Source organism: Streptomyces sp. NPDC038200, from assembly GCF_055600785.1.
The window spans coordinates 103,181-129,057 of record NZ_JBVJYH010000025.1; the positions used below are offsets into that span (position 1 = coordinate 103,181).

Sequence of the window (25,877 nt, forward strand, 5' to 3'; positions counted from 1 at the left end):
CAGGTTCCTGACGTCCGCAATGAGGTGGTCGTCATGTTCTGCAATCTCTCTGTCATGCTCTGACCGGGAGTTATCCACAGGGTGTCGGCGGGGTTCGCCAATTGTCGGCGGCGTCTGGTTCGCTTGACGCATGGCGATTCTCTGGCTGCTGATGGCGCTGCTCATGCTGGGCCTCGTCCTGCTTCCGGTCATGCGGCGCAGGCGCGGCATGATCCAGCAGGTTCCTCCGGGTCACCCGGATGCCGCCGACCCGGCGGCGTACGGCTTCCTGCGCGAGGAGGAGCAGGACGTGCGCCTGCCCGGCCCGGACCAGGACCTGCTGGCGGTCCTGGAGCTGGTGCAGCGCACCCAGGACTACCGGGCCGCCGCCCAGCTGCTGGCCGGCACGGAGTCCGAGGGCGAGCGGCGCTGGCAGCGCGTCCAGGCGTTCGCCGGTGCCGCCGCGCTGGAGCTGCAGCAGCGGCCCGGCGGGGTGCACGAGACGCCGGGCGGCCAGTGGCTGCGGGTGTGGCGGGCCGAGCAGCCCAAGGACGCGGGCGGTGCCGCCGTCCACGCGGAGTTCCTGGTGCAGCAGGCCTGGCGGACGGCGACGCCGGGCACGGACGACTTCCGGATCATCATGGAGGAGGCCCGGGACGCCTGCGCCCAGGCGGCCCTGCTGGCCCCCGGCGACCCGGTGCCGTACGTCGTGGAGCTGTCCATCGCGCGCGGGCTGGCCTATGCGCAGGCCGAGTTCGAGCAGCTGTGGCTGAAGGTCCTCGACCGTGCTCCGCTGCACATGGGCGCGCACCTGGCCGCCCTGCACTACTGGTGCGAGAAGTGGCACGGCTCGCGTGAGCAGGCGTACTCCTTCGCCGAGGCCGCCGCGGCGCGGGCCCCGGAGGGCTCCCCGCTGGCCGCGCTGCCGCTGTTCGCGGTGTTCGAGCACCTGCCGGAGGTGAACCTGGTCAGGAGCTTCTACCAGAGCGAGGTCGTCACCAAGGCGATCCACGGCGCGCTGCACGCGGTGCACTCGGCCGACCCCGACGACCCGACGCTCCCGCACGTGCGTCATCTGCTGACCTTCTTCCTGGTCCGCGCGGAGCGCTGGGCGGAGGCCATGGACCAGCTGGTGCACGTGGACGGGCACGTGGGCGCGCTGCCGTGGACCCTGTCCGACGACCCGGCCGCCGCGTTCGCGCTCCACCGCGCGCTGGCGGTCGCCGGTTACGAGGCCAACGGCGGCAGCCCGGCCACCCTGCCCGGCTGACCGGCACCCCGCCGGGGGCCGGTTCACCTCCCGCCCGCACCCCGCCGCCCCCGGCCCCCTCACGCCGTCCCCGCCCCACCCCTCCCCTCCCCCGCCCGCATTGCCCTCCTGACCTGCGGTAGGGCATACTCCGGCATCCCCCCACACGCACCACCCGCACCACCCATTACCGATCGTCCGTCAGGTCGGCGCTCCGCCATGCCCTTTATCAACCGTTTTGTCATGTCCTCTTTCTGAGGTCCTGTGGGGGGATCTGCCTAATGGGCGCAACTCTGCGCGCGCTGCGCGCTCTCGTCCTGCTGCTCGGCTTCTATCTGCTGAGCCTCGTCCTGCTCGCCGCGCTGATCGGTATCGATGTCCTCGTCTTCAGCTGGGGACACGGCCCGCTCACGCTGAAGGTCGGCATCGTCACGGTGCTGCTGGCCGTCCCCGTCGTCCGCGGCCTGCTCATGCTGCGCACCCCCAAGGGCGAGGACCCGCCCGGCATCCCGGTCACGGACGCCGACGAGCCCCGGCTGTGGGCACTGGTCCGGGAGCTGGCCGCGGCGGCCGGCACCCGCGCTCCCCACCGGATCGTGCTCACCGGCGAGGTCAACGCCTCCGTCAGCGAGAACCCGCGGCTGCTCGGCCTGTTCCCCGGACGGCGCCTGCTCACGCTCGGCGTCCCGCTGCTGATCGGTCTGACCGAGGCCCAGCTGCGGTCCGTGCTCGCCCACGAGTTCGGGCACTTCACCGGTGGTGACACCCGGCTGTCCGCGCTCGTCGTGCGCGGACGCGTGCAGATCGGCCGGGTCATCGGCCAGTTCCACGAGCGGGCGGACGACAAGGTGGCCGCCGACCGGGCCCGCCAGGAACGGGCGTCCGCCAAGCGGGTCGCCAAGGGCAAGAAGGCCAAGCAGGTCGACACCGCCGGTGTCGGGGCGACGTACCGGACGATGGCGCGGATCTACACCGCCTACGGCAAGCTCTACCTGCGCGCCTCCCTCTCCACCGCGCGCGGGCAGGAGTACGCCGCCGACCTGGCCGCCGCCCGGATCGCCGGACGCGACGCGACCGCGTCGGCGCTGCGCGAGATCCCGGTGCTGTCCGCCTCGCACGACTTCTACGTGGAGTCCTACGCCACCCTGGGCCTCCAGGCCCGGCTGATGCCGCCGCTCGGCGAGTTCTTCGGCGGCTTCGGCCGGCTGCTGACCGCCCGGGAACCGGAACTGGCGAAGCTGCGCCGGCAGCTGCCGGACGAGCCGGCCGGGGCGTACGACTCGCACCCGCCGATCGCCGAACGCGTACGCCGGATCGAGTCGCTGCCCGCCGACGGGCGCACCGACGAGGCCAAGGAGGCGGCGCTGGCGCTGCTGGCCGACCCGGCGCGCACCCTGGCCGCCCTGGAGAACGCCGTCCTCGTCAACAGGCTGCTGGCCTATCCGCGCGCCGCCGGCTGGCAGGAGCTGCTGGACGCCTCGATGGCCGCGGGGCTGTCGTCCGCGCAGACCCCGCTGCACCAGGCGCTGGCCGCGTACACCGGGCGGCCGGCGACGCTGGCCGCGCTGCTGGACGTCATCGACGACGGCCGGCTGTGGCGGCTGGCGGAGCGGCTGCCGCTGTCGGAGGAGGCGTCCGTCGCGAAGGGGCGGGCGTTCCGCGAGTTCGTACGGCCCGGGCTGCACCGCTCGCTGCGCACCATGGTGCTGGCCGATTTCAGCTCCCGTTCGCTGCTGCACTGGGAGTTCTCCTGGACGCGCCCGGCGGAGGTACGGCTGCCCGGCTGGGCCTCGGAGACGGCGGACGACACCCCCGAGGCCGCGCTGGAGGCGGCTCTGGAGGCGGCGGTCGCCGACCATCCCGACACCGCCCCGCTGCGCGCGCTGCTGCCGCCGGCCGTGCAGAACGTCTGACATGCCCCTTCCGAGCGAACGAACGGACCGATCCCGATGACCGTCCTCTTCTGGATCCTGGGCATCCTGGCCGTCCCCACGGGCATCTTCGTGCTGTGGCTGGCCTGGGTGTTCGTCAAGGAGCTGTTCTCCCCGAGCCGTGACGACGGCTCGGAGGCCCAGGAGGCCGCGGAGAAGCTCGGCCTGCTGCCCGCCGAGCGGCAGAACACCGATCTGGCCGCGCCCCTGCCGGCGGAGTGGGCCGCCGTGCTCACCGCGGTGCGCGGCGGTGACTGGCGGCCGGCCGCCGACCTGCTCGCGGAGATCGGCCGGGACTGGGACCGGCGGTCGTCGGTCGCCTATCTGCTGGCGGAGCTGGCGGCCGAGGAGGACACGTGGCTGCTGGCGTGGGAGGCCGAGCGGCGTGACGATCCGGACGCGGCCGTGGTGCGGGCGCGCAGCACGGTGATCCTGGCCTGGGAGCTGCGGGGCGGCAAGCAGGCGCAGTACACGACACGGGAGCAGTTCGACGGCTTCCACCGCACGCTGGCCGCCGCCCGCAAGGAGGTCGCCAGGGCGGCGGAGCTGAACCCCGACGACCCGACCCCGTACATCGCGGAGATCTGGGTGGCGCTCGGCCTCGGCTATCCGAACGCCGAGATGGACAAGCTGTGGGCGGAGATCACCTCCCGCGCTCCGCACCACTACGAGGCGCATTTCTCGGCACTGCAGTACTGGTGCGCGAAGTGGCGGGGCTCCGAGCGGCTGGCGTTCGAGTTCGCCGAGCGGGCCGCGGCCGAGGCGCCGGCGGGCAGCCTGCTGACGGCGCTGCCGCTCATCGCGCACTACGAGCACGACGACTCGACGGACGCCGCGGCCGACAACACGCCGGAGATGGTGGCCCGGGTCGAAGCGGCCCTCGCGGACGTGGCGGCCGCGGACCCGTCCCACCCGCGGCTGCCGGAACTGCGTCACCTGCTGGCGTTCTATCTGCACCTGCAGGACCGCAACGAGGCGGCGCTGGAGCAGTTCAAGCTGGTCGACGGGCACGTGAACGCGCTGCCGTGGCGCTACCGCGGCGACATGGCCGAGTACTACTGCCAGGTCCGCAACACGGTGGCGCACGAGGTGGCGCAGGCCGCGGCGGCGCGGGCCTGACCGGGCCGGCGAGCGCCGGGGCGTTGTCCTCGCCGCTCGCCGCGCCGTGGCAGGAGCCTCGCGCCGCGCCGTGGCAGGAGCCTCGCGCCGCCGCCCTCGGGAGCCTCTCGCCTCGCCCTCGCGGCACGGCGGACGCCGTCAGGCCAGTTCGGTCAGCAGGCGGCGCAGCTCCCTACGCTCCGCCTCCAGTCGTCCGGCCTTCTCGTCCAGTTCGGCCAGGCGGCGGCGGAGCGCCTCGGGGACACCGGGACAGGGGGTCAGGGCGGGGCCCGCCGCCGTGTCCGTCGTGCACGGCAGCAGGGACGCGACCACGCGGGTCGGCAGTCCCGCGGCGAGAAGGGTGCGGATGCGCCGGACCCGGAGGACGTCCGCCTCCGTGTACTCGCGGTAGCCGTTGGAGCGGCGGTGCGGGGTCAGCAGGCCGGTGGCCTCGTAGTGACGCAGGAGGCGGGGTCCGGTGCCGGTGCGGGCCGCCAGTTCGCCGATCAGCACGCCGGTTCTCCCCTCTCGCACGGCCGCTCACTTGACCTTGCCACTGTGTCAGGCTGCAACTCTCCCCCGGACAGCGTCGTTTCGCGACTCCGCGGGAGAAACAATGATCATCGATGCGCACGGGCACGTGCACGACCCCGTCGGCCTCCATCTGGACGCCCTGGACGCCGCCGGCGTCGACAGGGCCGTCCTGTTCCCGACCCGGCCGCACCCCGAGCGCGCCGCGGACCTGCCCTCCCTGCGGCGGGAGTTCGCCGTGCTGGAGAGCGCGCTCGGCGGGCACGGCGGGTCCCGGGAGGGGTTCGCCGGTGCGCTGGACGAGGTGAGCGCGGCGGTCGCCGCGCACCCGGACCGGTTCATCGGTTTCGGGTCCGTGCCGTTGGGGCTGCCGGCGGCCGAGGTCGAGCGGGCCGTCGCCGAGGACGTGGTGGGGCGGGGGCTGCGCGGGATCGGCGAGCTGACGCCGGCGCCGGGGCGGGCCGGCCTGCTGGAGCCGGTGCTGCGGGCCGCCGCCGACCACGGCGGGCTGCCCGTGGTCGTGCACGGCTTCGCGCCCACCACCGCGGACGACCTGCGCACGCTCGCCGCGCTGTCCCGCCGTCACCCCCGTGTCCCGCTGGTCGTCAGCCAACTCGGCGGTCTGCACTGGATGGAGGCGGTCGAACTGGTTCGGGACACCCCGGGCATGTACCTGGAGCTGTCCACGGCCTTCCTCGTCATCGCCGTACGGCTCGCCGTCCACGCACTCCCCGAGCGCACCCTCTTCGGCTCCGACGCGCCCTACGGCGACCCGGTCGTGGCGCGCGTGATGGTGGAGCGGGCCACGGTCTCCGGCGAGGTCCGCGACCGGGTGCTCGGCGGCACCGCGGCCGAGTTGTTCGGCGTGCCCCGCGAAGCCGCCCGCGCGGGGGCCCGCTAAATCGGGCGACGGCGTCCGCGCCCGCCCCGTAGATTCGCCCCTCGGCCGGAAGGCGGAAGGTGAAAGGGAGGGTATGGGCAGTCGTACGTTTCTGATCGGTGGTGGCTGGGACCACGCCGAGGTGTACGAACCGTTCCTGCGGGAGGTGCCCGGCGAGCGGCGAGTCGGGTGTCTGATCGTCGACGAGGGGGACGGGGCCGCGCAGTTCGAGCGGTACGCGGCGGCGCTGCGGAAGGCCGGGCCCGCGTGCGCGCCGGTGCCGTTGCTCGTGCCGCTCGGCGGGCGGTTCGAGCCGGAGGCCGTGCTGGACGGGGTCGACGGGCTGCTGGTGTGCGGCGGGCTCACGCCCGCCTACCAGGAGGCGCTCGCGGGATGCCTGGAGCGGCTGCCGGGACTGCTGGCGGCGCGCGGGATGCCGTACGCCGGGTTCTCCGCGGGTGCGGCCGTCGCGGCGCGGCGGGCCGTGGTCGGCGGATGGCTGGTGGACGGCGTCGCCGTCTGCCCGGAGGAGACCGGCGAGGATCTGGCGGAGGTCGAGGTCCGGGCGGGGCTCGGTCTGGTGCCGTTCGCGGTGGACGTGCACGCGGCCCAGTGGGGCACGCTGCCGCGGCTGGTGGCGGCGGTCGCCCGGGGCCAGGTGCCGTTCGGGGTCGCCGTGGACGAGAACACGCTGCTCGCGGTGGGGGACGCGGAGGCCCGGGTGACCGGGGCCGGGCGGGTTCACGTCGTACGGCCCGGGGCCGGCGGGGACGTGGTCGTGCGGGCGTACGGCGCCGGGGAGGGGTTCGTTCCGGCGTAGCGCGGGGCCCGGCGGCCCCGCCGGGCACACGGCACACCGGGCGCACCGAGCACACCAGGCACACCAGGCACCCGGGCCCACCTGGCACCCCGGGCCCACCAGGCACACCGAGCGCACCAGGCGCACCGGGCCCACCGGGACGATGCCCTCGGGGTGGCCCTCGCCGCCCCCTCGACGGGGGCGGCCGGGCCGGTCGGGTCCGTCGCGCAGGCCGCCTCAGCCGGCCGCCGCACCCGCACCCGCACCGGCACCGGCACCGGCATCACGGCCGGCCCCCCGGCGGAGCCGCCGGTGCGGCGTCCTCGGTCAGATCGTGGCGGTGTCGATCACGAAGCGGTAGCGGACGTCGCTGGAGAGCACCCGCTCGTACGCCTCGTTGATCTCGGCCGCGCTGATCAGCTCGATCTCGGCGCCGATGCCGTGCTCGGCGCAGAAGTCCAGCATCTCCTGGGTCTCGCGGATACCGCCGATCATGGAACCGGCGAGGGTCTTGCGACCGCCGATCACCGAGAACAGGTTCAGGGAGACGGGCTCCTCGGGGGCGCCCACGTTCACCAGGGCGCCGTCCACCTTCAGCAGCGACAGCAGCGCGCCGAAGTCCATCGGGGCGGACACCGTCGAGACGATCAGGTCGAAGGTGCCGGCCAGCTCCTCGAAGGTCTTCGGGTCGCTGGTGGCGTAGTAGTGGTCGGCGCCCAGCTTGAGGCCGTCGTCCTTCTTCCGCAGGGACTGGGAGAGGACGGTGACCTCGGCACCCATGGCGTGGGCGATCTTGACGCCCATGTGGCCGAGGCCGCCCAGGCCGACGACGGCGACCTTCTTGCCGGGACCGGCGTTCCAGTGGCGCAGCGGGGAGTACGTGGTGATGCCGGCGCAGAGCAGCGGCGCGGCCACGTCGAGGGACAGGCCGTCGGGGACGCGGACGACGAAGTTCTCGTCGACGACGACCTTCTCCGAGTAGCCGCCGTAGGTGGGCTCGCCGTCCTTGCCGATGGCGTTGTAGGTGCCGACGCTGCCGCCCAGGCAGTACTGCTCCAGACCGGCCTCGCAGTTCTCGCACTCGCGGCAGGAGTCGACCAGGCAGCCGACGCCCACCCGGTCGCCGACCCGGAACTTCGTGACACCGGCGCCCACCTCGGCGACGACGCCCGCGATCTCGTGGCCGGGGACCATCGGGAAGATCGCCTCGCCCCAGCCCTCGCGGGCCTGGTGGATGTCGGAGTGGCAGATGCCGGCGAACTTGATGTCGATCAGGACGTCGAACTCGCGGACCGCGCGTCGCTCGATGGTGGTCCGCTCCAGCGGGGCCTTCGCGGCGGGCGCGGCGTACGCGGCAACAGTGGTCATGCCGGGGATCTCCTAGCGGGGGGGTAGCGTGCCCGGCCGCCTTCCGGCGGGGCACGGCGTCCAGCCTGCCGCGCACGCGGACGTCCGCCCAGACCACGCCTTTGCGTACGACTGCCGTGCCTACCACCGGCGGGGTCAGGCTGCTGAGCGTACGACCAGGAATACTGGACGTATGGACAGCAGGGACGAGCAGCCGGGCGCAGCGGTCGCCGCCGGCCGGCCCCTGGACCGGCGTGCGGAGCTGAGCGAGTTCCTGCGCAGCCGGCGGGCCCGGCTGAAACCGGAGGACGTGGGGCTGGCCGGCTTCGGCCGGCACCGGCGGGTACCGGGGCTGCGCCGCGAGGAGCTGGCGCAGCTGGCCGGGGTGTCGGTGGCGTACTACACCCGGCTCGAACAGGGGAACGGCCGGAACGTCTCGGCGGAGGTGCTGGACTCGATCGCCCGGGCGCTGCGGCTGACGGACGCCGAGCACGCGCACCTCACGCATCTGGCCAAGCCGAAGGCGCACGGCAAGAAGAAGCAGTCGGGGCGCCAGCAGCAGGTGCGCGGGGCGCTGCGGCAGCTGCTGGACACCATGGACGGCGTGCCGGCGTACATCGTGGGCCGGCGCGCGGAGATCCTCGCCTGGAACCGGATGGCGGCGGCCCTCTTCGGCGACTGGGCGGAGCTGCCGGCCGCCGAGCGCAACTGGGCGCGGTTGGTGTTCCTGCGTCCGGACTACCGCGAGCTGTTCGTCGACTGGGAGCAGAAGGCGATCGACATCGTGTGCGCCCTGCGCATGGACGCGGGCTGTGATCCGGACGACGCGCGGCTGTCGGCCCTGGTGGGTGAGCTGTCGGTCAAGAGCGAGGAGTTCCGCCGGCTGTGGGCCACGCACGACGTCAAGGAGAAGAGCCACGGCGTCAAGCATCTGCACCACCCGCTGGTGGGCGATCTCGCCCTCAACTTCGAGAGCTTCCGCCTGACGGACGGCTCGGACCGGTCCCTGGTCACCTACCACGCCGATCCGGACTCCGCTTCCGCCGCGTCCCTGCACCTCCTGGCCAGCTGGGGCGCGGACGCGAGCCGCGCGGCGACGCGATGAGGGGCACACCGGAGACGGTTCTCCGGTGTGCCCCCCGTCAGGGCGCGCTACGGCTTACTTGCCGAAGTACGCGTTGTAGATCGTGATCGCCGACGTGTTGCCCTTCTTGTCGGTGATCTTGGCGCGGAACGAGACGGCCTTGTTCTTCGCCGGGTTCTTGACGGTGATCTTGCCGCCGCGGACGTCGACCTTCTTGAAGGTGCGGCCGTCGTAGGAGACGTAGACGGCGAGGGACTTCAGGTTGCCGCCGGCGGCGGCGCCCTCGACGGTGACCGGGAAGGTGACCTTCTTGCCGGCCGCGACCCGGCTGTCCAGGCCGGTGGTGGCGCCGAAGTGCAGCGCGGAGGCGGGCAGCTGGGCGGTGCCGTTCGCGGGCTTCTTGGAGCGGAAGGTCCAGGCCGCGTCGATGCGCGTCGAGGCCTCCGACACCTTCGCGGACCGCTTGACCGAGGTGGTCAGCCGGTACGCCGCGTCACCGGCCGGCACCTTGAAGGTCTTGCCGCCGAACAGCGGGTCGTCGTTGGAGCCGACCTTGGTGCCGTTGCGGTACAGGGTGGTGGTCGCCGAGGTGAAGTCGGAGTACCCGACGTGCTTGCCGGAGTCGGCGACCAGCGGCAGCGCGCCGTAGATCTCGTTGCCGTCGCGGAAGAGACCGAAGTTCTTGCTCACGAGCGGGCCGAACACCGCGGTGTTGACCGTCTTGGTGTAGGACTGGCCGGCCTTGAAGGCGAACTGGCCGAGTGAGTAACCGGCGTCGGAGACCGGGAAGCCGTCCTGGTCCCTCCCGCCGTTCTGCGCGAACTCGAGCTGCCACTGCACGCCGCCCTTGGCGGACAGGTGCAGGGTGCGGGTGCCGGGCAGGGTCTGCGGAATGCTCACGGAGGAGGCGCCGGAGCTGCCGGGCAGCCAGCCCACCGCGTCGACCGCGCCCTTCTTGCCGCTCGCCGCCGCGCCCATCCGGACCTTCACCGTGGCCAGGTCGCCCGCCTTGTAGTGCTTGGTGTAGCCGGTGGCGAGCTGCTTGACCGGGCCGCCGGAGGTGACGTCGTACTGCTCGCTCGCGCCCTTGGTCCAGTGGCCGTCCCACTGCTGCCACAGCGACCCGGCGGGCAGCTGCGCGCCCAGGTGGGCGGTGCGGAAGTTCTTGTACGAGTCGAGGAACCAGCCGTAGCCGTACTGGCCGTTGCCGATCGTGACGTCGAACTCCGGCGAGGCGAACTGGGACTTCAGGCCCGACGCCGGGAGGGTGATGTCCACCGGCTTGGCCTTGCGCGCGTCGATGGTGATCGTCTGCTTCTTGCCGACGGTCAGCTTCGGCTGCGCGATCCAGTCGATGCCCTTGGCGGCGTTCTCCGGGTCGCCCATGACGGAGGTGTTGAGGATGTACGTGCCCTTGGGCGCGCGCACCTTCACCGTGCCGGACTTGTCGTACGGAGTCAGCCAGACGCCGTTGGCCAGGCCCGCGACGCCGCTGAGGTCGGCGCCGTAGTACGGGGCCGGCTTGCCGTCACGGCCGATGAACTTCAGCGTCAGGTCGTACGACTCCACCTCGCGCTGCACCGCGGCGGCCGTGCGGACCGTCTGGCCGCCGCCCGTCGCCGTCACGTACGCGGAGTAGGCGCCGTCGACGGTGCCGCCCAGCTTGGTGTCGGCGGTGAAGCCGACCGAGGCCTTGCCGTGCGCCGGGACGGTGACCGTCGTCGCGTCGAGCTTGAAGAAGCCCGACGGGGCCGCCGCGCCCTTGGGGTTGAGCGCGCTGCTGCTCAGGGTGAGCGTGACGTCCTTGTCGCCGAGGTTGCGGTACGTCAGCTGCTTGGTGACCGGCTTGTCGTCGGTGTGCGGCCACTGCTGCACACCGAAGCTCACCGACACCGGGTCGGCGACGATCGACTGGGCGATGGCCTTGTCGACCTGGATGCGCCCCGACCCCTGCTGGAACGGGGTGTACTTGCCGCCCTTGGTGGAACCGGTCAGGGCGCCCTTCAGCTCGGTGTAGCCCCAGTCGGGGTGCTCCTGCTTCAGGATGGCGGCGGCGCCCGCGACGTGCGGGGTGGCCATCGAGGTGCCGGAGATGGTCAGGTAGCCCTCGGGCTTCTCACCGACCTCCTGGTCGATGACGCTGCCCTTGGCCGCGGCGGCGGTGATGTCGACGCCGGGAGCGGTGACGTCCGGCTTGATGGCTCCGTCGCCGGCGCGCGGGCCGGTGGAGGAGAAGTCCGCCAGCTTGTCCTGCTTGTCGACGGCGCCGACGGTGAGCGCGGCGTCCGCGCTGCCCGGCGAACCGATCGACTGGGGGCCCTCGTTGCCCGCGGCGATCGCGAACAGGACGCCCTTCTCGGCGGAGAGCTTGTTGACCTCGGCTTCGAGCGGGTCCACCTCGGGGGTGTCGTAGCCGCCGAGGCTCAGGTTGATGACGGAGGCGCCCTGGGAGGCCGCCCACTCCATGCCGGCGAGGATGCCGGAGTCGTCACCGGAGCCGCTGTCGTCGAGGACCTTGCCGTTGAGGAGCTTGGCGTCCGGGGCCACACCCTTGTACTTGCCGCCCGACTTGGCGCCGGTGCCGGCGACGATGGAGGCGACGTGGGTGCCGTGGCCGAAGTGGTCCTTGGCGTCGGCGGCGGCGGTGAAGTTCTTGGACTCGATCACCTGGTCCTTGAGGTCCGGGTGGCTCGTGTCCACACCGGTGTCCAGGACGGCGACCTTGACGCCCTTGCCGGTGTAGCCGGCCTTCCACGCGGTGGGGGCGCCGATCTGCGGCACGGACTTGTCGAGCGACGCCTTGCGGACGCCGTCGAGCCAGACGTGCGCGATGCCGGAGGCGGTGGTGTCGCCGTTGGTCACCGCGTCCCACAGCTCGGCGGTGTCCCTGACCGGGGTCTGCACGGCGTCCGCGTTGAGCGCCGTGAGGCTGCGGCGCAGGGTGCCCGCGTCCCGGACGTCGGCCTTGGTGGCCGTGGCGGCGCCGCGGTAGCCGACGATGACCTTCAGGCCGTTCTTCTGGGCCTTGCGGGTGGCGGCCTTGTTCAGCTCGGTGATGTCGAACAGGCGCTGGTCCAGCGTGCCGGAGGCGACCAGGTGGGCCGCGTCGGCGGGAATGACCAGCGTGTGTCCGGCGGTCTTGCGGACCTGGAAGGGTATGTGCTCGCGGCCCTTGGCCCGCTCCAGGCCGACGATGCGGCCCTTGGCGTCGAGGGCGACGCGGTCACCGGTGATCAGGGTGACATGGTGCTTGGCGGCCCCCTTCGGGGTGGCGGTGGCGGCCACCGGGCCTGCCGCGGGCTTCGCCGACGCCGGGCTGGTCATACCCGCTGCGAGGGCGACTGCCGCGGCCGTCGCCACGCCGGCCGCAGCTGCTCTTTTCACTTGTCTGCGCAAGATCTCCCCCTGGAGATGAGGTACCGGGCGAATTCCCCGTTCACCCGGCCGGGGGCGGACTCGCACAGGTGCACGTCGACCCCCCGGATCACGCAGTATGCCGGGGGGTGATCAGACGGCTCAATAGATGAGAGGACGGTGGGAAAGCACGCCCGAAAACTGTTACGCGCCGGGCGGGACACCGTTACAGAACCGCGAAGTACCGCGTGGTCGAACGGTGTTATACGCCGTCAGGCCCCCGCGTTCTCCCGCACCGTGATCTTTCCCTTGCGCAGCGTGGCGACGCGCGGGGCCTTTTTCGCCAGGGCGGAGTCGTGCGTGACCATGATGAAGGTCAGCCCGTGCTCTTTCCAGAGGCGATCGAGCACGTCCATGATCTCGTCCCGCATGCCCTCGTCCAGGTTGCCGGTCGGTTCGTCGGCCAGCAGCACCTTGGGCTTCTTCACCACGGCCCGTGCGATGGCGACGCGCTGCTGCTGTCCTCCGGACATCTCCGAGGGGAGATGGGCGAGCCGTTCGCCGAGGCCGACGGAGTGCAGTGCCTCGGCGGCCAGTTCGCGTCGTTCCCGGGCCCTGATGCCGAGGGGGACGAGTGCGGTCTCCACGTTCTCCTGGGCGGTGAGGGTGGGGATGAGATTGAAGGACTGGAAGACGAAGCCGATGTTCTCGCTGCGGACCCTGGTCAGCCGGGCCTCGGTCAGCTGGGCCAGATCGGTGCCGTCCAGGAACACCTCGCCCGCGGTGGGGCGGTCGAGAGCACCGAGCATCTGGAGCAGGGTGGATTTCCCGCCGCCGGTGGGGCCCTGGATGACCAGGCGGTCGCCGTCGCCGACGGTCAGGTCGACGCCGTCGAGGGCGTGGACGACGTCCTTGCCTCTCGGGTAGCGCTTGGTGACGTTCTTCAGTTCGTACATGGGGCTGGCTCCTGGCTGTGGTTCGGGGTGGTGCGTGTCGTCGTTTCGCCGCGGGTCCGCAGGGGCCGGTCACGCGATGGCCCGCGCCCCGGGACCGGACCGGCGGAGTCCGGCGGGAGGCCGGGCTACTCCACCCGCCTCAGCGCGTCCGCCGGGCGCAGGCGGGACGCCCGCCAGCCGCCGAACGCGCCCGCGATCAGGCCGCCCGCCACCGCGAGGCCCACCGCCAGGACGATCGTGGTGACGCTCACCGGGGCGGTGAGGGCCACCTCCAGGGTCTTCGCCGTCTGCCGGCCGGGACCGCCGAAGCCGCCGACTCCGCCGGGACCACCGCCGCCGGGGGCGCCGCCGAGACCGCCGCCGCCCGTGCCGCCCAGCTGGGCCTGGAGGCCGGGGCTGACGGCGGTGACGACGTACGCGCCCGCCAGGCCGAGCGCGATGCCGAGGGCGCCGCCGACCAGGCCGTTGACCATGGCCTCGCCGATCACCTGCCGGGTCACCCGGCCGGACCTCCAGCCCAGGGCCTTCAGCGTGCCGAACTCGCGCACGCGCCGGGAGACGGCGGAGGAGGTGAGCAGGCCGGCCACCAGGAACGCGGCCACCAGCACCGCTGTGGACAGCCACGTGCCGACCTTGGTGGCCAGGGAGGAGGCGGTGGACAGGGAGCCGGAGACCGTCTTGGCGAGGTCGGAGGAGGTGGTGACCGTCGTGCCCGAGACGTTCTTCTGGATGGCGCTCTTGACGGTGTCGATCTGCTGGGAGTCGGTCGCCTTGACGTAGATCGTGGTGATCTTGTTCTTCTCGCCGGCGAGGGTCTGCGCCCGCTTCAGCGGGACGTACAGGTTGGCCGCCGAGTCACCGCTGGTCGCGGTGGCGACGCCGATCACCGTGAACGTGGTGCCCTTGACGGTGACGGTGGAGCCGACCTTGTACTTCTTCTCCTTGGCGTACGCCGAGTCGGCCACCGCCACCTTGGCGTTCGTCTCGGTGGTCCGGAAGGTGCGACCACTGGTGATCTTGGAGGAGGTCAGCGGGCCGAGCCCGGCCTTGGTGACGTCGGTGCCGTAGACCGTGTACTGGTTGATGTCGAAGTCGGCGCCGCCGCCCCTGACCTCGCCCTGCGGCCGGCCCGCTCCGCCGCCGCGCTGGAAGCCACCGCCGCCACCGTCCTGCTGGACCTGGCCGCGGGTGAACTGGCCGTTGACCTTGACCACGTTGAGGCTCAGCCCGCCCACCGCGCTCGACACGCCCTGCTGGTCGGCGACCTTGGTGACCGTCGAGGAGGCCAGGGTGGTGAAGCCCTGGACCATGACGCGGTCGCTGCTCTGCTCGGCGTCGTCGTTGTTCCGTGCGTCGAACCGGAAGCGGGGCCGCTGGGCGTCGCCGGTGGACGCCGACGCCGCCTTGGTGACCGTCATGTCCGTGCCCAGGCCGTACAGCGACTGGAGGACCTTGTCCTGGGCCTTCCCCATGCCGTTGGACACGGAGTTGACCACGATGACCAGCGCGATGCCGAGCGCCAGCCCGGAGGCGACGACGAGGGCCGCCTTTCTGCGGCGGCGCAGTTCGCGCCTCAGGTAGGTGAAGAACATGGGCCGCAAGCTAGGGACGGACCGTGATGACACCATAAGGCGGACATAAGAGAAGCATGAGAAGACCGTGGCCGGGCCCGTGAACGCCCAGTGCCGCCCCGGGGGGCGGCACTGGTGTGACGAGGTACGACGATCCGGAGGGGGGCGTCAGGCGGCCGAACCGGCCTTCCACTGCGCCCAGTCCATGTTCCAGCCGTTGAGGCCGTTGTCCGGCGCGACCGTCTTGTCGCCGGTGTGCTGGACGACCACGACGTCACCGATCAGCGAGTTGTTGTAGAACCAGGCCGCCGGCGTGCTGGAGTCGCCCGCACCCTTCTTGTCCTGCAGGCCGACGCAGCCGTGGCTGGTGTTCACGTTGCCGAACACCGAGGGCGCGCCCCAGTAGTTGCCGTGGATGAAGGTGCCGGAGGTGGTCAGGCGCATGGCGTGCGGTACGTCCTTGATGTCGTACTCGCCCTTGCCGTCGTCGTCCGTGAAGCCGACCGTCGCACCGTTCATGCGGGTCTGCTTGAACTTCTCGGAGATCACCATCTGGCCCTCGTACGTCTTGTTGTCGGGCGAGCCGGCGGAGATCGGGATGGTCTTGACGACCTTGCCGTCCTGCGTGATCTTCATCTGCTTGGTCTGCGCGTCGACGTAGGTGACCTGGTTGCGGCCGATGTGGAAGGTGACCGTCTTCTGCTGGACGCCGTAGACGCCGTCGGCGCCCTCGACGCCGTCGAGCGCCAGCTTCAGGGTGACGGTGGAGCCTTCCTTCCAGTACTCCTCCGGGCGGCAGTCCATGCGGTTGGCGTTGAACCAGTGGCAGGCGACCTCCTGGCCGCTGCTGGTGCTGACCGTGACGCCCTTCTGCACGGCCGTCTTGTTGGTGATCGCCTTGTCGAAGTTGATCGACACGGGCATGCCGACGCCGACGGTGGCGCCGTTGTCCGGGTTGAAGGTGCCGATGAAGCTGTTGGTCGGGGAGACCGTGGTGAAAGAGGCGTTCTCGTGGGCTATGCGGCCCTCGGAGTCCTTGGCCTCGGCGGCGACCTTGTAGGTGGTCGAGCGCTCCAGCTGGACGGTGGGCTTCCAGCTCTTCTTGTCGGCGGACAGCTGACCGGCCACGGACTTGCCGTCCTGGGTGGTCATGGTGACGCCGGTGAGCGTCCCCTTGCTCACCGCGACGGCCGCGGAGTTGTTGATGGACGCGTTGTTGGAGCCGTCCTTCGGCGTGATCGCGATCTGCGCCTCGGACGACTTCTTGGCCGCCGCCTCGTCGACCTTGGCCTGCGAGGTGTCGCCGTTGCCGCCGCCGGAGGCGTCGGCGTCGCCGCCGGAACACCCCGTGAGCACCAGCACACCGCCGAGCAGAGCGGACGCGGCCGTCAGGCACCTGCGCCGCTTACTGTCCGTCATCACAAACTTCTCCATCGTTGCCGAGTCGCGTTAACCCCGAGAGTCCCGTCAAGAGCCTTCAACGCTACGACCGGTGCGCCCCGTTCCACAGCTCGTGGATCTGTGGGGCATCCCACGTGCGCGGAACAGGGTTCCGCGGGTGGTGCCAGTGGTGCGGGATTCGGCCCGTACGCCCCCCTTGGGACGACGAAACCCCGGACGGCGGTTGCCGTCCGGGGTCATGGGGTGCCCCGGGACGCTCAGCCGATGCCGCCCTCTTCGTCGTCGTCCGCCCCATCATCCTCGTCCAGGTCCCACTCGGGCGAATCGGGGTCGTACTCGACCTGCTCGCTGGACCAGGACGCCTGCTGGAGCTCCACCCCGGGCACGTCGCTGACCAGGTCGAACGGATCCACGAGATAGGCCAGGGCCTCCGCGGTGTCCTCCGTCACAGCGCCCTCGGCGTGGGCCCGCTCCGGCTCCGGCAGCTCGGCGTCCTCGGCGAGCCGGCGCAGCGCCGCCTTGGTCACCTCGTCCTCGTCGTGCACTTCCAGTACCAGCTCCACGCGAAGCCGTACAAAACGTGATGTCTCTTCAGTGCTCATGACGGGAGCGTACGGCCGAAACCTCCCGTGACTTTCCTGTGACCCGCGACTTTCACTAACATCGCCCCACACGGCCAATTCGCCAGCGTCACAAGGGGGATCGATATTCCGTGTCATCCGCTCGCCGTCCGCTGCTGACCGCCACCGCCGCGGGCACCCTGCTCTGCGCACTGTGGTTCGTCCCGTCCGCGAACGCCTCGCAGGACACCCCGGCCAGAGAGGCGGCGACCGTCTCCACGCCGGCTCAGGTCACGCAGGTCACGCAGGCCAGAGCGATCACGGCGGCCGCCGTGGCCGCGGACCGGGCCGCGGAGGATGCCGAACTGGCCGACACGGGAAGCTTCGACACCACCCCGTACGTCGTCGGCGGCAGCCTCTTCCTCGCCGTGGGCGCCGGTTTCGTGGTGTATTCGGTACGCCGGGAACGTCTGGGTTTTTAATCCTCCTTGACGAAACTTTGAAAGCGCATTCATAGTTCGCTCATGAAGAGATCATCGGGCGTGCGACTGTGCGCCACCGTCGCCGTGAGCGCGCTTTCGCTCGCCCTCGTCACGGGTTGTGGCGACAAGGGGTCGGACGACTCCCAGGGGGCCCCGGGCAAGGACGCGGCCAAGCCGGCCGCCAAGGCGCTGAGCGCCGCGGAGCTGAAGAAGCTGATCATCGCCAAGGGCGATGTGCCCGGCCACGAGGTGGGTCCGGTCGAGGGCGGCATCCCGGCCAAGAGCAAGGTCAAGGCGGACGACGCCAAGTGCGAACCGCTGCTGCACGCGCTGACCGGCATCGCGCCCGGCGACCCGGCCGTGAACACCAGCCGCATGGCCACCGAAACCAAGAAGGACCCCACGGACGGCGCGACGTCCCTGGACGACATGGCGGACGGCAAGTTCGAGGACGCGCTCAAGCAGTCCATGGACCTGGACGTCACCGTGGTCACCCTCGCCTCCTACGACGGCGACGGCGCCGAGCAGGCCCTGAAGTCGGTCTCCGACGCGGTCAAGGGCTGCGCGGGCGGCTTCTCGGGCGAGCAGGACGGCGAGCAGGGCAAGTTCACCAAGGTCGCCGAGGAGAAGTCCTCGGGCACGGGTGACGAGTCGGTGGCCTTCACCGCGACCAACGACGCGGGCAAGGACGGCCTCATGCCGCTGCACGCCGAGGTCGTGCGGCACGGGAACACCCTCGCGACGTACACCACGATCAACATCGGCGCGGGTATGGCCAAGAAGTCCTACACGGTGTCCGCACCGGTCGTGAAGGCGCAGGCCGCCAAGCTGAAGTGACGTTTCTTTAGAACGTTCGGGGCCCCGGCAGCCGCCGGGGCCCCGCTGCGTTCACCGGAGCGGGCCGGTGACCTTCTCCACGGCCGTCACGAGGTCCCCGCCGCGTACGAACGCGTCGGCGGCGGCCAGGTCGGGAGCGAGGAAGCGGTCCGGGCCCGGGCCCTGCACGCCCGCGGCGCGCACGGCCTCGATCACGGCTCGCGAGGCGGGCGCCGGGGTCAGGCCCTCGCGCAGCTCGATGGCGCGGGTGGCCGCGTACAGCTCGATGGCGATGACCCGGGTGAGGTTGTCCACGGCCGTGCGCAGCTTGCGCGCGGCGGACCAGCCCATGGAGACGTGGTCCTCCTGCATGGCGGAGGACGGGATGGAGTCCGCGGAGGCCGGCACGGCGAGCCGCTTCAGCTCGCTCACCAGGGCGGCCTGCGTGTACTGGGCGATCATCAGGCCGGAGTCCACGCCCGCGTCGTCGGCGAGGAACGGCGGCAGGCCGTGGCTGCGGTTCTTGTCCAGCAGCCGGTCGGTGCGGCGCTCGGCGATGGAGCCGAGGTCGGCGGCGGCGACGGCGAGGAAGTCCAGGACGTAGGCCACGGGCGCGCCGTGGAAGTTGCCGTTGGACTCCACGCGCCCGTCGGGCAGCACGACGGGGTTGTCGACGGCGGAGGCCAGCTCCCGCTCGGCGACCAGGCGGGCGTGCGCCATCGTGTCGCGGCCGGCGCCGGCGACCTGGGGGGCGCAGCGCACGGAGTAGGCGTCCTGGACGCGCGGGGCGTCGTCCTGGTGGTGCCCGGTGAGCTCCGAGCCCTTGAGCACGGCGAGCATGTTGGCGGCGCTGGCACCCTGGCCCGGGTGCGGGCGGATGGCGTGCAGCTCGGGCGCGAGGACCTTGTCGGTGCCGAGCAGCGCCTCCAGGCTGAGGGCGGCGGTGACGTCGGCGGACTTGTACAGGGTGTCCAGGTCGGCGAGGGCCATGAGCAGCATGCCGAGCATGCCGTCGGTGCCGTTGAGGAGGGCGAGGCCCTCCTTCTCGCGCAGTTCGACGGGGGCGATGCCGTGCTCGGCGAGCAGCTCGCCGGCGGGCCGGACGCGTCCGTCGGGGCCCTCCGCCTCCCCTTCTCCCATGAGGGTGAGGGCGCAGTGGGACAGCGGGGCCAGGTCGCCGGAGCAGCCGAGGGAGCCGTACTCGTGGACGACCGGGGTGATCCCGGCGTTGAGCACGTCGGCCATGGTCTGCGCGACCTCGGGCCGCACTCCGGTGTGCCCCGAGCAGACGGTCTTGAGCCGCAGGAACATCAGGGCCCGTACGACCTCGCGCTCCACCCGCGGGCCCATGCCGGCGGCGTGCGAGCGGACGATGTTGCGCTGCAGCTGGGCGCGCAGCTCCTGGCTGATGTGCCGGGTCGCCAGGGCGCCGAAGCCGGTGGAGACGCCGTAGACCGGTTCCGGCTTGGCCGCCAGCGCGTCCACGATCTCCCGGGCAGCCGCGAGGGCCGCCACCGCCTGAGCCGACAACTCGATGCGGGCACCGCCGCGCGCCACGGCGAGAACGTCGGACGCCGTGACCCCGGACGTCCCCACCACCACAGTGTGCATATCCATATTCAGGAGCGTACGCACTGAATGCAGCGATGTCACTAGTGGGAACCGGGGGTGCCCCTTACCCCGCGATGTGGGCTTCGCCTCACGCCGAACTCACGGCAGGCGCCCACGGAACCGGCGCCGCTCGGCCCGCGATGGCGGCGGCTGGTCGGCCAACCGTACGACCGGGTCGTCCGGCCCCTCCCGGCCGGCCACCACCGGCCGGTCCAGCCGCAGGGCCTTGGCCCGGTACTGGGCGGCGTCCGCGAGCCGGAACAGCCGGCGCGCGTCCCGCACCTCCCCGATGGGGTCCTCGGTCGAGGCGACCCCGCACGCGACCCCCTCGCCCAGCTCCAGCTCCCCGGCCCGGCGGCACAGTTCGTCCGCCGCCTTCACCACGTCGTCGGCGGGCGGCCCGGCCGCGAGCAGACAGAACTCGTCCCCGCCGAGCCGCGCGGCCAGCGCGCCCGGCACCATCGCGCCGCACAGCGACAGCACCGAGCCGAAACGTTCGAGGAGCCGGTCGCCGACGGCGTGCCCGAGGCTGTCGTTGACCCGCTTCAGCCCGTTGAGGTCGCAGACGACCAGACTGACGACGACGCCCTCCGCGCGGTGCCGCTCGACCGCCTCCCCCAGGCGGACGTCCACGGCACGGCGGTTGGCGAGACCCGTGAGGGCGTCGGTGTACGCGAGCCGGCGCGCCTCCTCCAGCCGCTCGGTCTGGGCGATGCCCGCGGCGACTACGGCGGCGAGCACGGTGGCGAACTCGGCGTCGGCCCGCGCGAACACGGGCACGCCGACCGGGCGCGCCACATACAGCTCCCCCCAGGCCCGGCCGTGCAGCACGACGGGGGCGACGACGCAGCAACCGCGACCGCGGCGGCGCAGGGCGGCGACCCGGTGATGGAAGTAGCCGGGCGTGCCGGCGGCCGTCCCCTCGGCGGTCTCCACCCACGCGTGGGGAGCTCCGCCGCCGGCCCACCGCTCGTGCAGGAACTCGGTGATCTCCGGGAACTGGTGCACCGGGTACGCCTCGGCCTCCGGGAACTCCTCCTCGTCCGGCCGGCGCTCCCCCACGTTGGCGAGGACCCGCAGCCGGCCCAGCTCGCGCTCCCACACCGACAGCGCGGCGAAGCCCCCGTCCAGCGCGTGGCAGGCGCCGAGGGCGGCGGCCCGCCAGCACTCCCTCGGGGTGTGCGCCGCCGCCATCCCCTGAGCCAGCGCCACGACCGCGGCGAACCGCTTGTCCTCACCCATTACTCCAGATTAGGGAGGAATAGACGATTTTGTGATTTCGGTGCGGCGATCAGGTGGCGGGGTGCGAGGGTGCGCCGCGCCAGTACGGTCCGCCGCCGGGCGCGGGTCCGCCGTGACCGTTCGCGCAGGTCCCCGCGCCCTCACCGCGTGCTCATGACCGTTCGCGCAGGCCCCCGCGCCCTCACCGCGTGCTCGTGGCCGCCCGCTCCCGGTCGGCCGCGGTGCGCGGGCGTCCTACTCTCCCGGCCACTCCGGCTTGCGCTTCTCGTTGAAGGCGGCCACGCCCTCCGCCCGGTCCCCCGAGAACGCCGCCGACCGCCAGGCCGCGTCCTCGACCTCCAGTCCGGCCCGGAGGTCCAGGCCGTGCCCCAGCCGCAGCGCCCGCTTCGCCGCCCGCAGCCCCACGGGCGAGTTCGCGGCGATCCGGGCACCGAGAGCCAGCGCCTCCTCCCGGTCGCGCCCCTCGTCCACCAGCTGGTCGACCAGCCCCAGCTCCGCCGCCTCCGCCGCCTCCACGCGCCGCGCCGAGAAGATCAGCTCGGCCGCGCGCGCCGCGCCGACCCGCCGCGGCAGCAGCTGCGTACCACCGCCGCCGGGGATCACCCCCACGGACACCTCCGGCAGCCCCACCACCGCCGTACGGTCCGCCACGATCAGGTCGCAGGACAGGGCCAGCTCGAATCCGCCGCCCAGCGCGAAGCCGTGCACCGCCGCGATCGTCGGCATCGGCAGCTCCAGCACCCCGGTGTAGGCCCCGCGGGCCACCGGCCGCTGCCGCACCAGGTCCGCGTCGCTGAAGGAGTTCCGCTCCTTCAGGTCCGCTCCCACACAGAACGCCCGTTCGTGCGACGAGGTCAGCACGACCACCCGGGCGTCCCGGTCGGCGGCCAGCGCCGCGCACGCGTCGGCGACGGAGCGGGCCATGCCGGTCGAGACGGCGTTCATGGCCTTGGGCCGGTCCAGCACCAGCTCCACGACCTGCCCGTGCCGCCGCACCAGCACGAACTCCCCGAACCGCTCCTCGCTCATGACACCCTCCGGTTAACGCGGGTTAACTCACTGTCGGCCCGATCATCGCAGCAGCACCCGGCCTCGGGAAACCCCAGGGGGCTACGCCCGTTCGAGTGACATCCCGGCCGTCTCCCCGCACACCGCCCACAGCAGCGCATAGCGTGCGCTCCGCCATGGCGCGCCCCCGGCGCGCGGCGGGGAGGGAACCCATGACACCGATACCTGCACGGCCCGGCCGGGAACGGGAGCGCGAGCCGGGCGTACGGCGCGGCCGGGAACGGGACCGCGAGCCGGGCGTACGGCGCGGCCGGCACCGCAGGCCACGCCCCCGCAAGGTGCTGCTGGCCGCCGGCGGGCTCGCCCTGGCCGCCGGGGTGCTCAGCCTGGTCCGGGTCGCTCCGGACGGAGGAGTCGGCGCGCCGGGCACGACGGAGGCCGAGCCCCGGCTCGGCCCGGGCGGCGGGGCCGCGACGCGCTCGGCGAACACCGCGGCCACCATCGCCGCCGCCCCCACCGCACTGCCCGCGGCGACCTCCGTCATGGGCGGGCGCAGCCTCGCGCCGACCCCCACCGCGTCCCCGGACGCGGCCACGACACCGGCCGACGGCGGTGCCGTACCGACCACCGCCCCGGCCACGATCCCCACCGGCGCCCCGGACACGCCCGGCCGCTCCGGGCCCACGCCGACCGCCTCCGCCTCGCGTCCGGCCCCGGCGACACCCGCGCCGACCCCGACGAGGACCCCGACGAGGACCCCGAGCCCGGCCCCGTCACCCGGCCACGGCACGGCGGCGCCCGATCCGGGCGGGGTGTGCCTGCCGGTCGTCGGGCTGTGCGTGGACGTACGCGGCGGCTAGGGCCGTCCGGCAGGTCCCGTCCGCCGCGCCGCGGGCGACGGCAGGCGGCGCCGGACACGCCCTAGGGCTGGCCGTCGCGGCGCGCGAGCAGCCACGGCTCGACCACGCCGAGCCCGCGCACCGGCCGCTGCCACATCGGCTGGAGCGCGAAGCGGTACGTCGGCGGCTCCTCGCCCTCCTTCTCGGCCGCCGCCGCGGCCTCCGCCGCCTCCGCCTCCGAGGCGGGCGCCTCCCCGGTGCGGATCAGCTCCTCGGCGAAGGCGCTGTCCACCAGGACGGCGTCCCGGGGGGCTATCGACGTCAGCCGGGAGGCCAGGTTGACCGTCGTGCCGAACACATCGCCCATACGGGTGGTCACCGTGCCGAACGCCATGCCGACCCGCAGCTCGGGCATCGTCTCGTCGTTCGACAGCGTCTCCACCAGCCGCAGCGCGATGTCCGCGGCGACACCGGCGTCGTCCGCCGCGTACAGCACCTCGTCGCCGAGGGTCTTGATGAGCCGGCCGCCGCGCGCCGCCACCAGGTCGGCGGCGGTGGTCTCGAAGGCCTCGACCAGCTCGCCCAGCTCCTCCTCCTCCATCCGGCGGGTCAGCCGCGTGAACCCGACGAGGTCGGCGAAACCGACGGCGAGCCGCCGGTCGACCATCTCCTCGTCGTCGGCCGCCTGGACGACCCGGCCCGTCGCGGCGGCCAGCTGCCGCCGCCAGACGTAGACCAGGAACTCCTCCAGCTCCGGCAGCAGCAGCTCGATCAGCGGGTACGTCACCTCGGTGCGGGTCATCCCGGGCTCGGGCGGCTCGGTCAGGCCCTCCAGGAAAGAGTCGATCTGCCACTCCGCCAGACGGGCGGTGGTCTGCCCGGTGGACCGGGCCACCTGCACCGCCATGGCCTCGCTCAGCAGTCCCGCCTCGACCAGACCGGCGAGCCGCCGCAGCGCCAGCACGTCGGCCTCGGTGAGGGCCTTGGCCTGGCCGATGTCCGCGAAGCCCATGGCCCGCCAGAACCGGGAGGCCAGTTCCATGGAGACACCGGCGCTGCGGGCGGCCTGGAACGGGGTGTAGCGCCGCTCGGCGCCCAGGATGAGCTGTTCGAGCCGCAGGGCGAGCGGGTCCTCGCCGGTGTCGGGGGCGTGGGGGTCCACCCGGCCGTCCCCGCCCGCGCCGGAGCCCGTGTCGTCGACGGTCACGCGTGCTGCCCTTCCCATCTGCCGCGGTCAGGTTTCGACCGGCCTCAACTCTACGGCAGGTGTGCGCCAGCTCACTCCGTAGGGTTGGGCCGACAGCACACGTGTCCGATGCCGCCGACCGGTGCCCGGAGCCGCGGCGGTGGCGTGCGGCGCGGCGTACTCGGCCACGGGCCCGCCCCGGCAACCGTGCGGCGCCGCGTACCCGATCGCGGGACCGCCGCGGCCGGCCGTGCGGGTCACCGCGACTCCGGGGAGCCCCGGCCGTCGCCGCCCGCCGAGGCCGCGCCGCGGTCGCCCGCGTCCGCTCACGCGGGCCGCAGATGGACGATGTCGCCCGCGCCCACCGGCTCCTGCACCCCTGCCTCCGTGGCGATGACCAGCCGCCCGTCCCCGTCCAGCGCCACGGCCTCCCCGACCACGGACCGGTCGCCCGGCAGCTCCGCCCGCACCACCCGGCCGAGCGTCGCGCACCCCGCCGTGTACGCCTCCTGGAGCCCGCTCACCGCCGGGTCCCCGCCCGCGGCCCGCCACCGCCCGTACCAGTCCTCCAGTGACCGCAGCACCGCCCGCAGCAGGGGGTCCCGGTCCGTGCCCTGCGCCCCCGCGAGCGCGAGGGAGCCCGCCTGCGGGACGGGGAGTTCGTCCGCCCGCAGGCTGACGTTGATGCCGACGCCGATGACGATCCCGTCGTCACCGGCCCGCTCGGCGAGGATCCCGCCGGCCTTGCGCTCCTCCCCGCCGACGGTCACCAGCAGGTCGTTCGGCCACTTCAGCGCCGTGTCCACGCCCGCCGCCCGCGCCAGACCGGTCGCCACCGCCACCCCCGTGAGCAGCGGCAGCCACCCCCAGCGGGCCACCGGCACCTCGGCCGGCCGGAGCAGGACGGAGAAGAAGAGACCGGACCGCGGCGGCGCCGTCCAGCGGCGGTCCAGCCGCCCCCGGCCCGCCGTCTGCTCCTCCGCCACCAGCACCGCGCCCTCGCCGGCGTTCCCGGCGGCGGCCAGCGCGGCGAGGTCGGAGTTGGTGGAACCGGTCCGCTGCACCACCTGGATGTCGCGGTACAGGCCCTCGTCCCGGACCAGCCCGCGCCGCAGTGCCGCGGCGCTGAGGGGCGGACGGTCCAGGTCGGACCAGCGGTTGTCGTCTGATGGATTCTGCGGCGTCATGCAAGCCACCCTAGGTGTGGTAAACGACGCACTGCTGATCCGTAGGCCCGCCACTACTCTACGGATGAGTAACCGTCCCCCCTTTTGAGCAGGCAGGGAGCCGCATCCCGATGTCCGAGCCGGAAGAGCGTCACGCGATCCAAGAGATCGACACCCACACGACCGCGGGGAAGCTCGCGGATCTCCAGCGCCGCATCCACGAGGCGACGCACGCCGGCTCGGAGCGCGCCGTCGAGAAGCAGCACGCCAAGGGCAAGCTGACGGCCCGTGAGCGCATCGAACTGCTGCTCGACGAGGGATCGTTCGTCGAGCTGGACGAGTTCGCCCGCCACCGCTCGACCCACTTCGGTCTGGAGAAGAACCGCCCGTACGGCGACGGCGTCGTCACCGGCTACGGAACCGTCGACGGCCGCCCGGTGGCCGTCTTCTCCCAGGACTTCACCGTCTTCGGCGGCGCCCTCGGCGAGGTCTACGGCCAGAAGATCGTCAAGGTGATGGACTTCGCGCTGAAGACCGGCTGCCCGGTCATCGGCATCAACGACTCCGGCGGCGCCCGCATCCAGGAGGGCGTGGCCTCCCTCGGCGCGTACGGCGAGATCTTCCGCCGCAACACCCATGCCTCCGGGGTGATCCCGCAGATCAGCCTGGTCGTCGGCCCGTGCGCGGGCGGTGCGGTGTACTCCCCCGCCATCACCGACTTCACGGTCATGGTCGACCAGACCTCGCACATGTTCATCACCGGCCCGGACGTCATCAAGACCGTCAC

At 72.6% G+C, this 25,877-nt stretch carries 22 protein-coding genes; 10 read left to right on the forward strand and 12 right to left on the reverse strand.

The features are described from left to right. Nucleotides 1–130 precede the first annotated feature (130 nt). The 3 genes from ACZ7KF_RS36220 (at nt 131) to ACZ7KF_RS36230 (ending at nt 4,278) form a co-directional block, all read left to right on the forward strand. The gene (locus ACZ7KF_RS36220) at nt 131–1,249 is read left to right on the forward strand and encodes a hypothetical protein (protein ID WP_471085042.1); all 1,119 of its coding nucleotides are present in this window, start codon (nt 131–133) and stop codon (nt 1,247–1,249) included. A gap of 260 nt (nt 1,250–1,509) precedes the next feature. After that, entirely contained in the window at nt 1,510–3,141 is a 1,632-nt protein-coding gene (locus ACZ7KF_RS36225; RefSeq protein WP_471085045.1) for a M48 family metallopeptidase, read from the forward strand. A 36-nt stretch (nt 3,142–3,177) separates the two neighbouring features. After that, complete coding sequence (locus ACZ7KF_RS36230; RefSeq protein WP_471085048.1) at nt 3,178–4,278, forward strand: hypothetical protein; 1,101 nt, start codon at nt 3,178–3,180, stop codon at nt 4,276–4,278. 138 nt (nt 4,279–4,416) lie between these two features. Here ACZ7KF_RS36230 and ACZ7KF_RS36235 read toward each other — a convergent pair whose 3' ends face one another. Next, on the reverse strand, nt 4,417–4,791 hold the full coding sequence (locus tag ACZ7KF_RS36235; RefSeq protein ID WP_471085051.1) for a MerR family transcriptional regulator: 375 nt from the start codon (nt 4,789–4,791) through the stop codon (nt 4,417–4,419). Between the two features lie 82 nt (nt 4,792–4,873). Here ACZ7KF_RS36235 and ACZ7KF_RS36240 point away from each other — a divergent pair, with 82 nt between their 5' ends. Together ACZ7KF_RS36240 and ACZ7KF_RS36245 are read left to right on the forward strand one after the other, a co-directional pair. Next, nucleotides 4,874–5,689 (forward strand): amidohydrolase family protein, encoded by an 816-nt coding sequence (locus tag ACZ7KF_RS36240; protein WP_471085054.1) that lies wholly within the window; start codon nt 4,874–4,876, stop codon nt 5,687–5,689. Nucleotides 5,690–5,762: 73 nt separating this feature from the next. Further along, nucleotides 5,763–6,488 (forward strand): type 1 glutamine amidotransferase family protein, encoded by a 726-nt coding sequence (locus tag ACZ7KF_RS36245; protein WP_471085057.1) that lies wholly within the window; start codon nt 5,763–5,765, stop codon nt 6,486–6,488. A 306-nt stretch (nt 6,489–6,794) separates the two neighbouring features. Here ACZ7KF_RS36245 and ACZ7KF_RS36250 read toward each other — a convergent pair whose 3' ends face one another. Next, entirely contained in the window at nt 6,795–7,835 is a 1,041-nt protein-coding gene (locus ACZ7KF_RS36250) for an NAD(P)-dependent alcohol dehydrogenase (RefSeq protein WP_471085060.1), read from the reverse strand. 172 nt (nt 7,836–8,007) lie between these two features. Here ACZ7KF_RS36250 and ACZ7KF_RS36255 point away from each other — a divergent pair, with 172 nt between their 5' ends. Continuing rightward, nucleotides 8,008–8,919 carry a helix-turn-helix domain-containing protein gene (locus ACZ7KF_RS36255; protein ID WP_471085063.1) on the forward strand — a complete coding sequence of 304 codons (912 nt, stop codon included), beginning with the start codon at nt 8,008–8,010 and terminating at the stop codon, nt 8,917–8,919. Nucleotides 8,920–8,973: 54 nt separating this feature from the next. On the opposite strand, the gene ACZ7KF_RS36260 is transcribed toward ACZ7KF_RS36255, so the two are convergent. From ACZ7KF_RS36260 to ACZ7KF_RS36280, 5 genes are all read right to left on the reverse strand, one after another. Further along, nucleotides 8,974–12,222, reverse strand: coding sequence for a S8 family peptidase (locus tag ACZ7KF_RS36260; protein ID WP_471085066.1), 3,249 nt, complete (start codon nt 12,220–12,222; stop codon nt 8,974–8,976). A gap of 302 nt (nt 12,223–12,524) precedes the next feature. Then, on the reverse strand, nt 12,525–13,208 hold the full coding sequence (locus ACZ7KF_RS36265) for an ABC transporter ATP-binding protein (RefSeq protein WP_471085069.1): 684 nt from the start codon (nt 13,206–13,208) through the stop codon (nt 12,525–12,527). A 125-nt stretch (nt 13,209–13,333) separates the two neighbouring features. Then, nucleotides 13,334–14,800: an ABC transporter permease gene (locus ACZ7KF_RS36270; protein ID WP_471085071.1), complete on the reverse strand. Its 1,467-nt coding sequence runs from the start codon at nt 14,798–14,800 to the stop codon at nt 13,334–13,336. Nucleotides 14,801–14,947: 147 nt separating this feature from the next. Further along, on the reverse strand, nt 14,948–16,198 hold the full coding sequence (locus ACZ7KF_RS36275) for a L,D-transpeptidase (protein ID WP_471085074.1): 1,251 nt from the start codon (nt 16,196–16,198) through the stop codon (nt 14,948–14,950). A 239-nt stretch (nt 16,199–16,437) separates the two neighbouring features. Then, a complete protein-coding gene (locus ACZ7KF_RS36280) occupies nt 16,438–16,782 on the reverse strand; it encodes a hypothetical protein (protein WP_471085077.1) in 345 nt (114 codons plus the stop codon). A 110-nt stretch (nt 16,783–16,892) separates the two neighbouring features. On the opposite strand from ACZ7KF_RS36280, the gene ACZ7KF_RS36285 reads away from it, so the two are divergent. Together ACZ7KF_RS36285 and ACZ7KF_RS36290 are read left to right on the forward strand one after the other, a co-directional pair. Continuing rightward, on the forward strand, nt 16,893–17,222 hold the full coding sequence (locus ACZ7KF_RS36285) for an LAETG motif-containing sortase-dependent surface protein (RefSeq protein WP_471085080.1): 330 nt from the start codon (nt 16,893–16,895) through the stop codon (nt 17,220–17,222). 42 nt (nt 17,223–17,264) lie between these two features. Further along, a complete protein-coding gene (locus ACZ7KF_RS36290; protein WP_471085083.1) occupies nt 17,265–18,059 on the forward strand; it encodes a hypothetical protein in 795 nt (264 codons plus the stop codon). Between the two features lie 51 nt (nt 18,060–18,110). Here ACZ7KF_RS36290 and hutH read toward each other — a convergent pair whose 3' ends face one another. The 3 genes from hutH to ACZ7KF_RS36305 form a co-directional block, all read right to left on the reverse strand. Then, complete coding sequence (gene hutH, locus ACZ7KF_RS36295) at nt 18,111–19,649, reverse strand: histidine ammonia-lyase (protein ID WP_471085124.1); 1,539 nt, start codon at nt 19,647–19,649, stop codon at nt 18,111–18,113. Between the two features lie 99 nt (nt 19,650–19,748). Continuing rightward, a complete protein-coding gene (locus ACZ7KF_RS36300; RefSeq protein ID WP_471085086.1) occupies nt 19,749–20,891 on the reverse strand; it encodes a GGDEF domain-containing protein in 1,143 nt (380 codons plus the stop codon). A gap of 234 nt (nt 20,892–21,125) precedes the next feature. Then, entirely contained in the window at nt 21,126–21,920 is a 795-nt protein-coding gene (locus ACZ7KF_RS36305; protein WP_471085089.1) for an enoyl-CoA hydratase/isomerase family protein, read from the reverse strand. Between the two features lie 191 nt (nt 21,921–22,111). Here ACZ7KF_RS36305 and ACZ7KF_RS36310 point away from each other — a divergent pair, with 191 nt between their 5' ends. Further along, nucleotides 22,112–22,759, forward strand: coding sequence for a hypothetical protein (locus ACZ7KF_RS36310; RefSeq protein ID WP_471085092.1), 648 nt, complete (start codon nt 22,112–22,114; stop codon nt 22,757–22,759). A gap of 61 nt (nt 22,760–22,820) precedes the next feature. Here ACZ7KF_RS36310 and ACZ7KF_RS36315 read toward each other — a convergent pair whose 3' ends face one another. Together ACZ7KF_RS36315 and ACZ7KF_RS36320 are read right to left on the reverse strand one after the other, a co-directional pair. Next, nucleotides 22,821–23,945, reverse strand: a complete 1,125-nt coding sequence (locus ACZ7KF_RS36315) for an adenylate/guanylate cyclase domain-containing protein (protein WP_471085095.1) — start codon at nt 23,943–23,945, stop codon at nt 22,821–22,823. 305 nt (nt 23,946–24,250) lie between these two features. Further along, the gene (locus ACZ7KF_RS36320; RefSeq protein WP_471085098.1) at nt 24,251–25,111 is read right to left on the reverse strand and encodes a biotin--[acetyl-CoA-carboxylase] ligase; all 861 of its coding nucleotides are present in this window, start codon (nt 25,109–25,111) and stop codon (nt 24,251–24,253) included. 110 nt (nt 25,112–25,221) lie between these two features. On the opposite strand from ACZ7KF_RS36320, the gene ACZ7KF_RS36325 reads away from it, so the two are divergent. Then, a partial coding sequence (locus ACZ7KF_RS36325; protein WP_471085100.1) for a carboxyl transferase domain-containing protein occupies nt 25,222–25,877 on the forward strand: 656 nt, incomplete at its 3' end.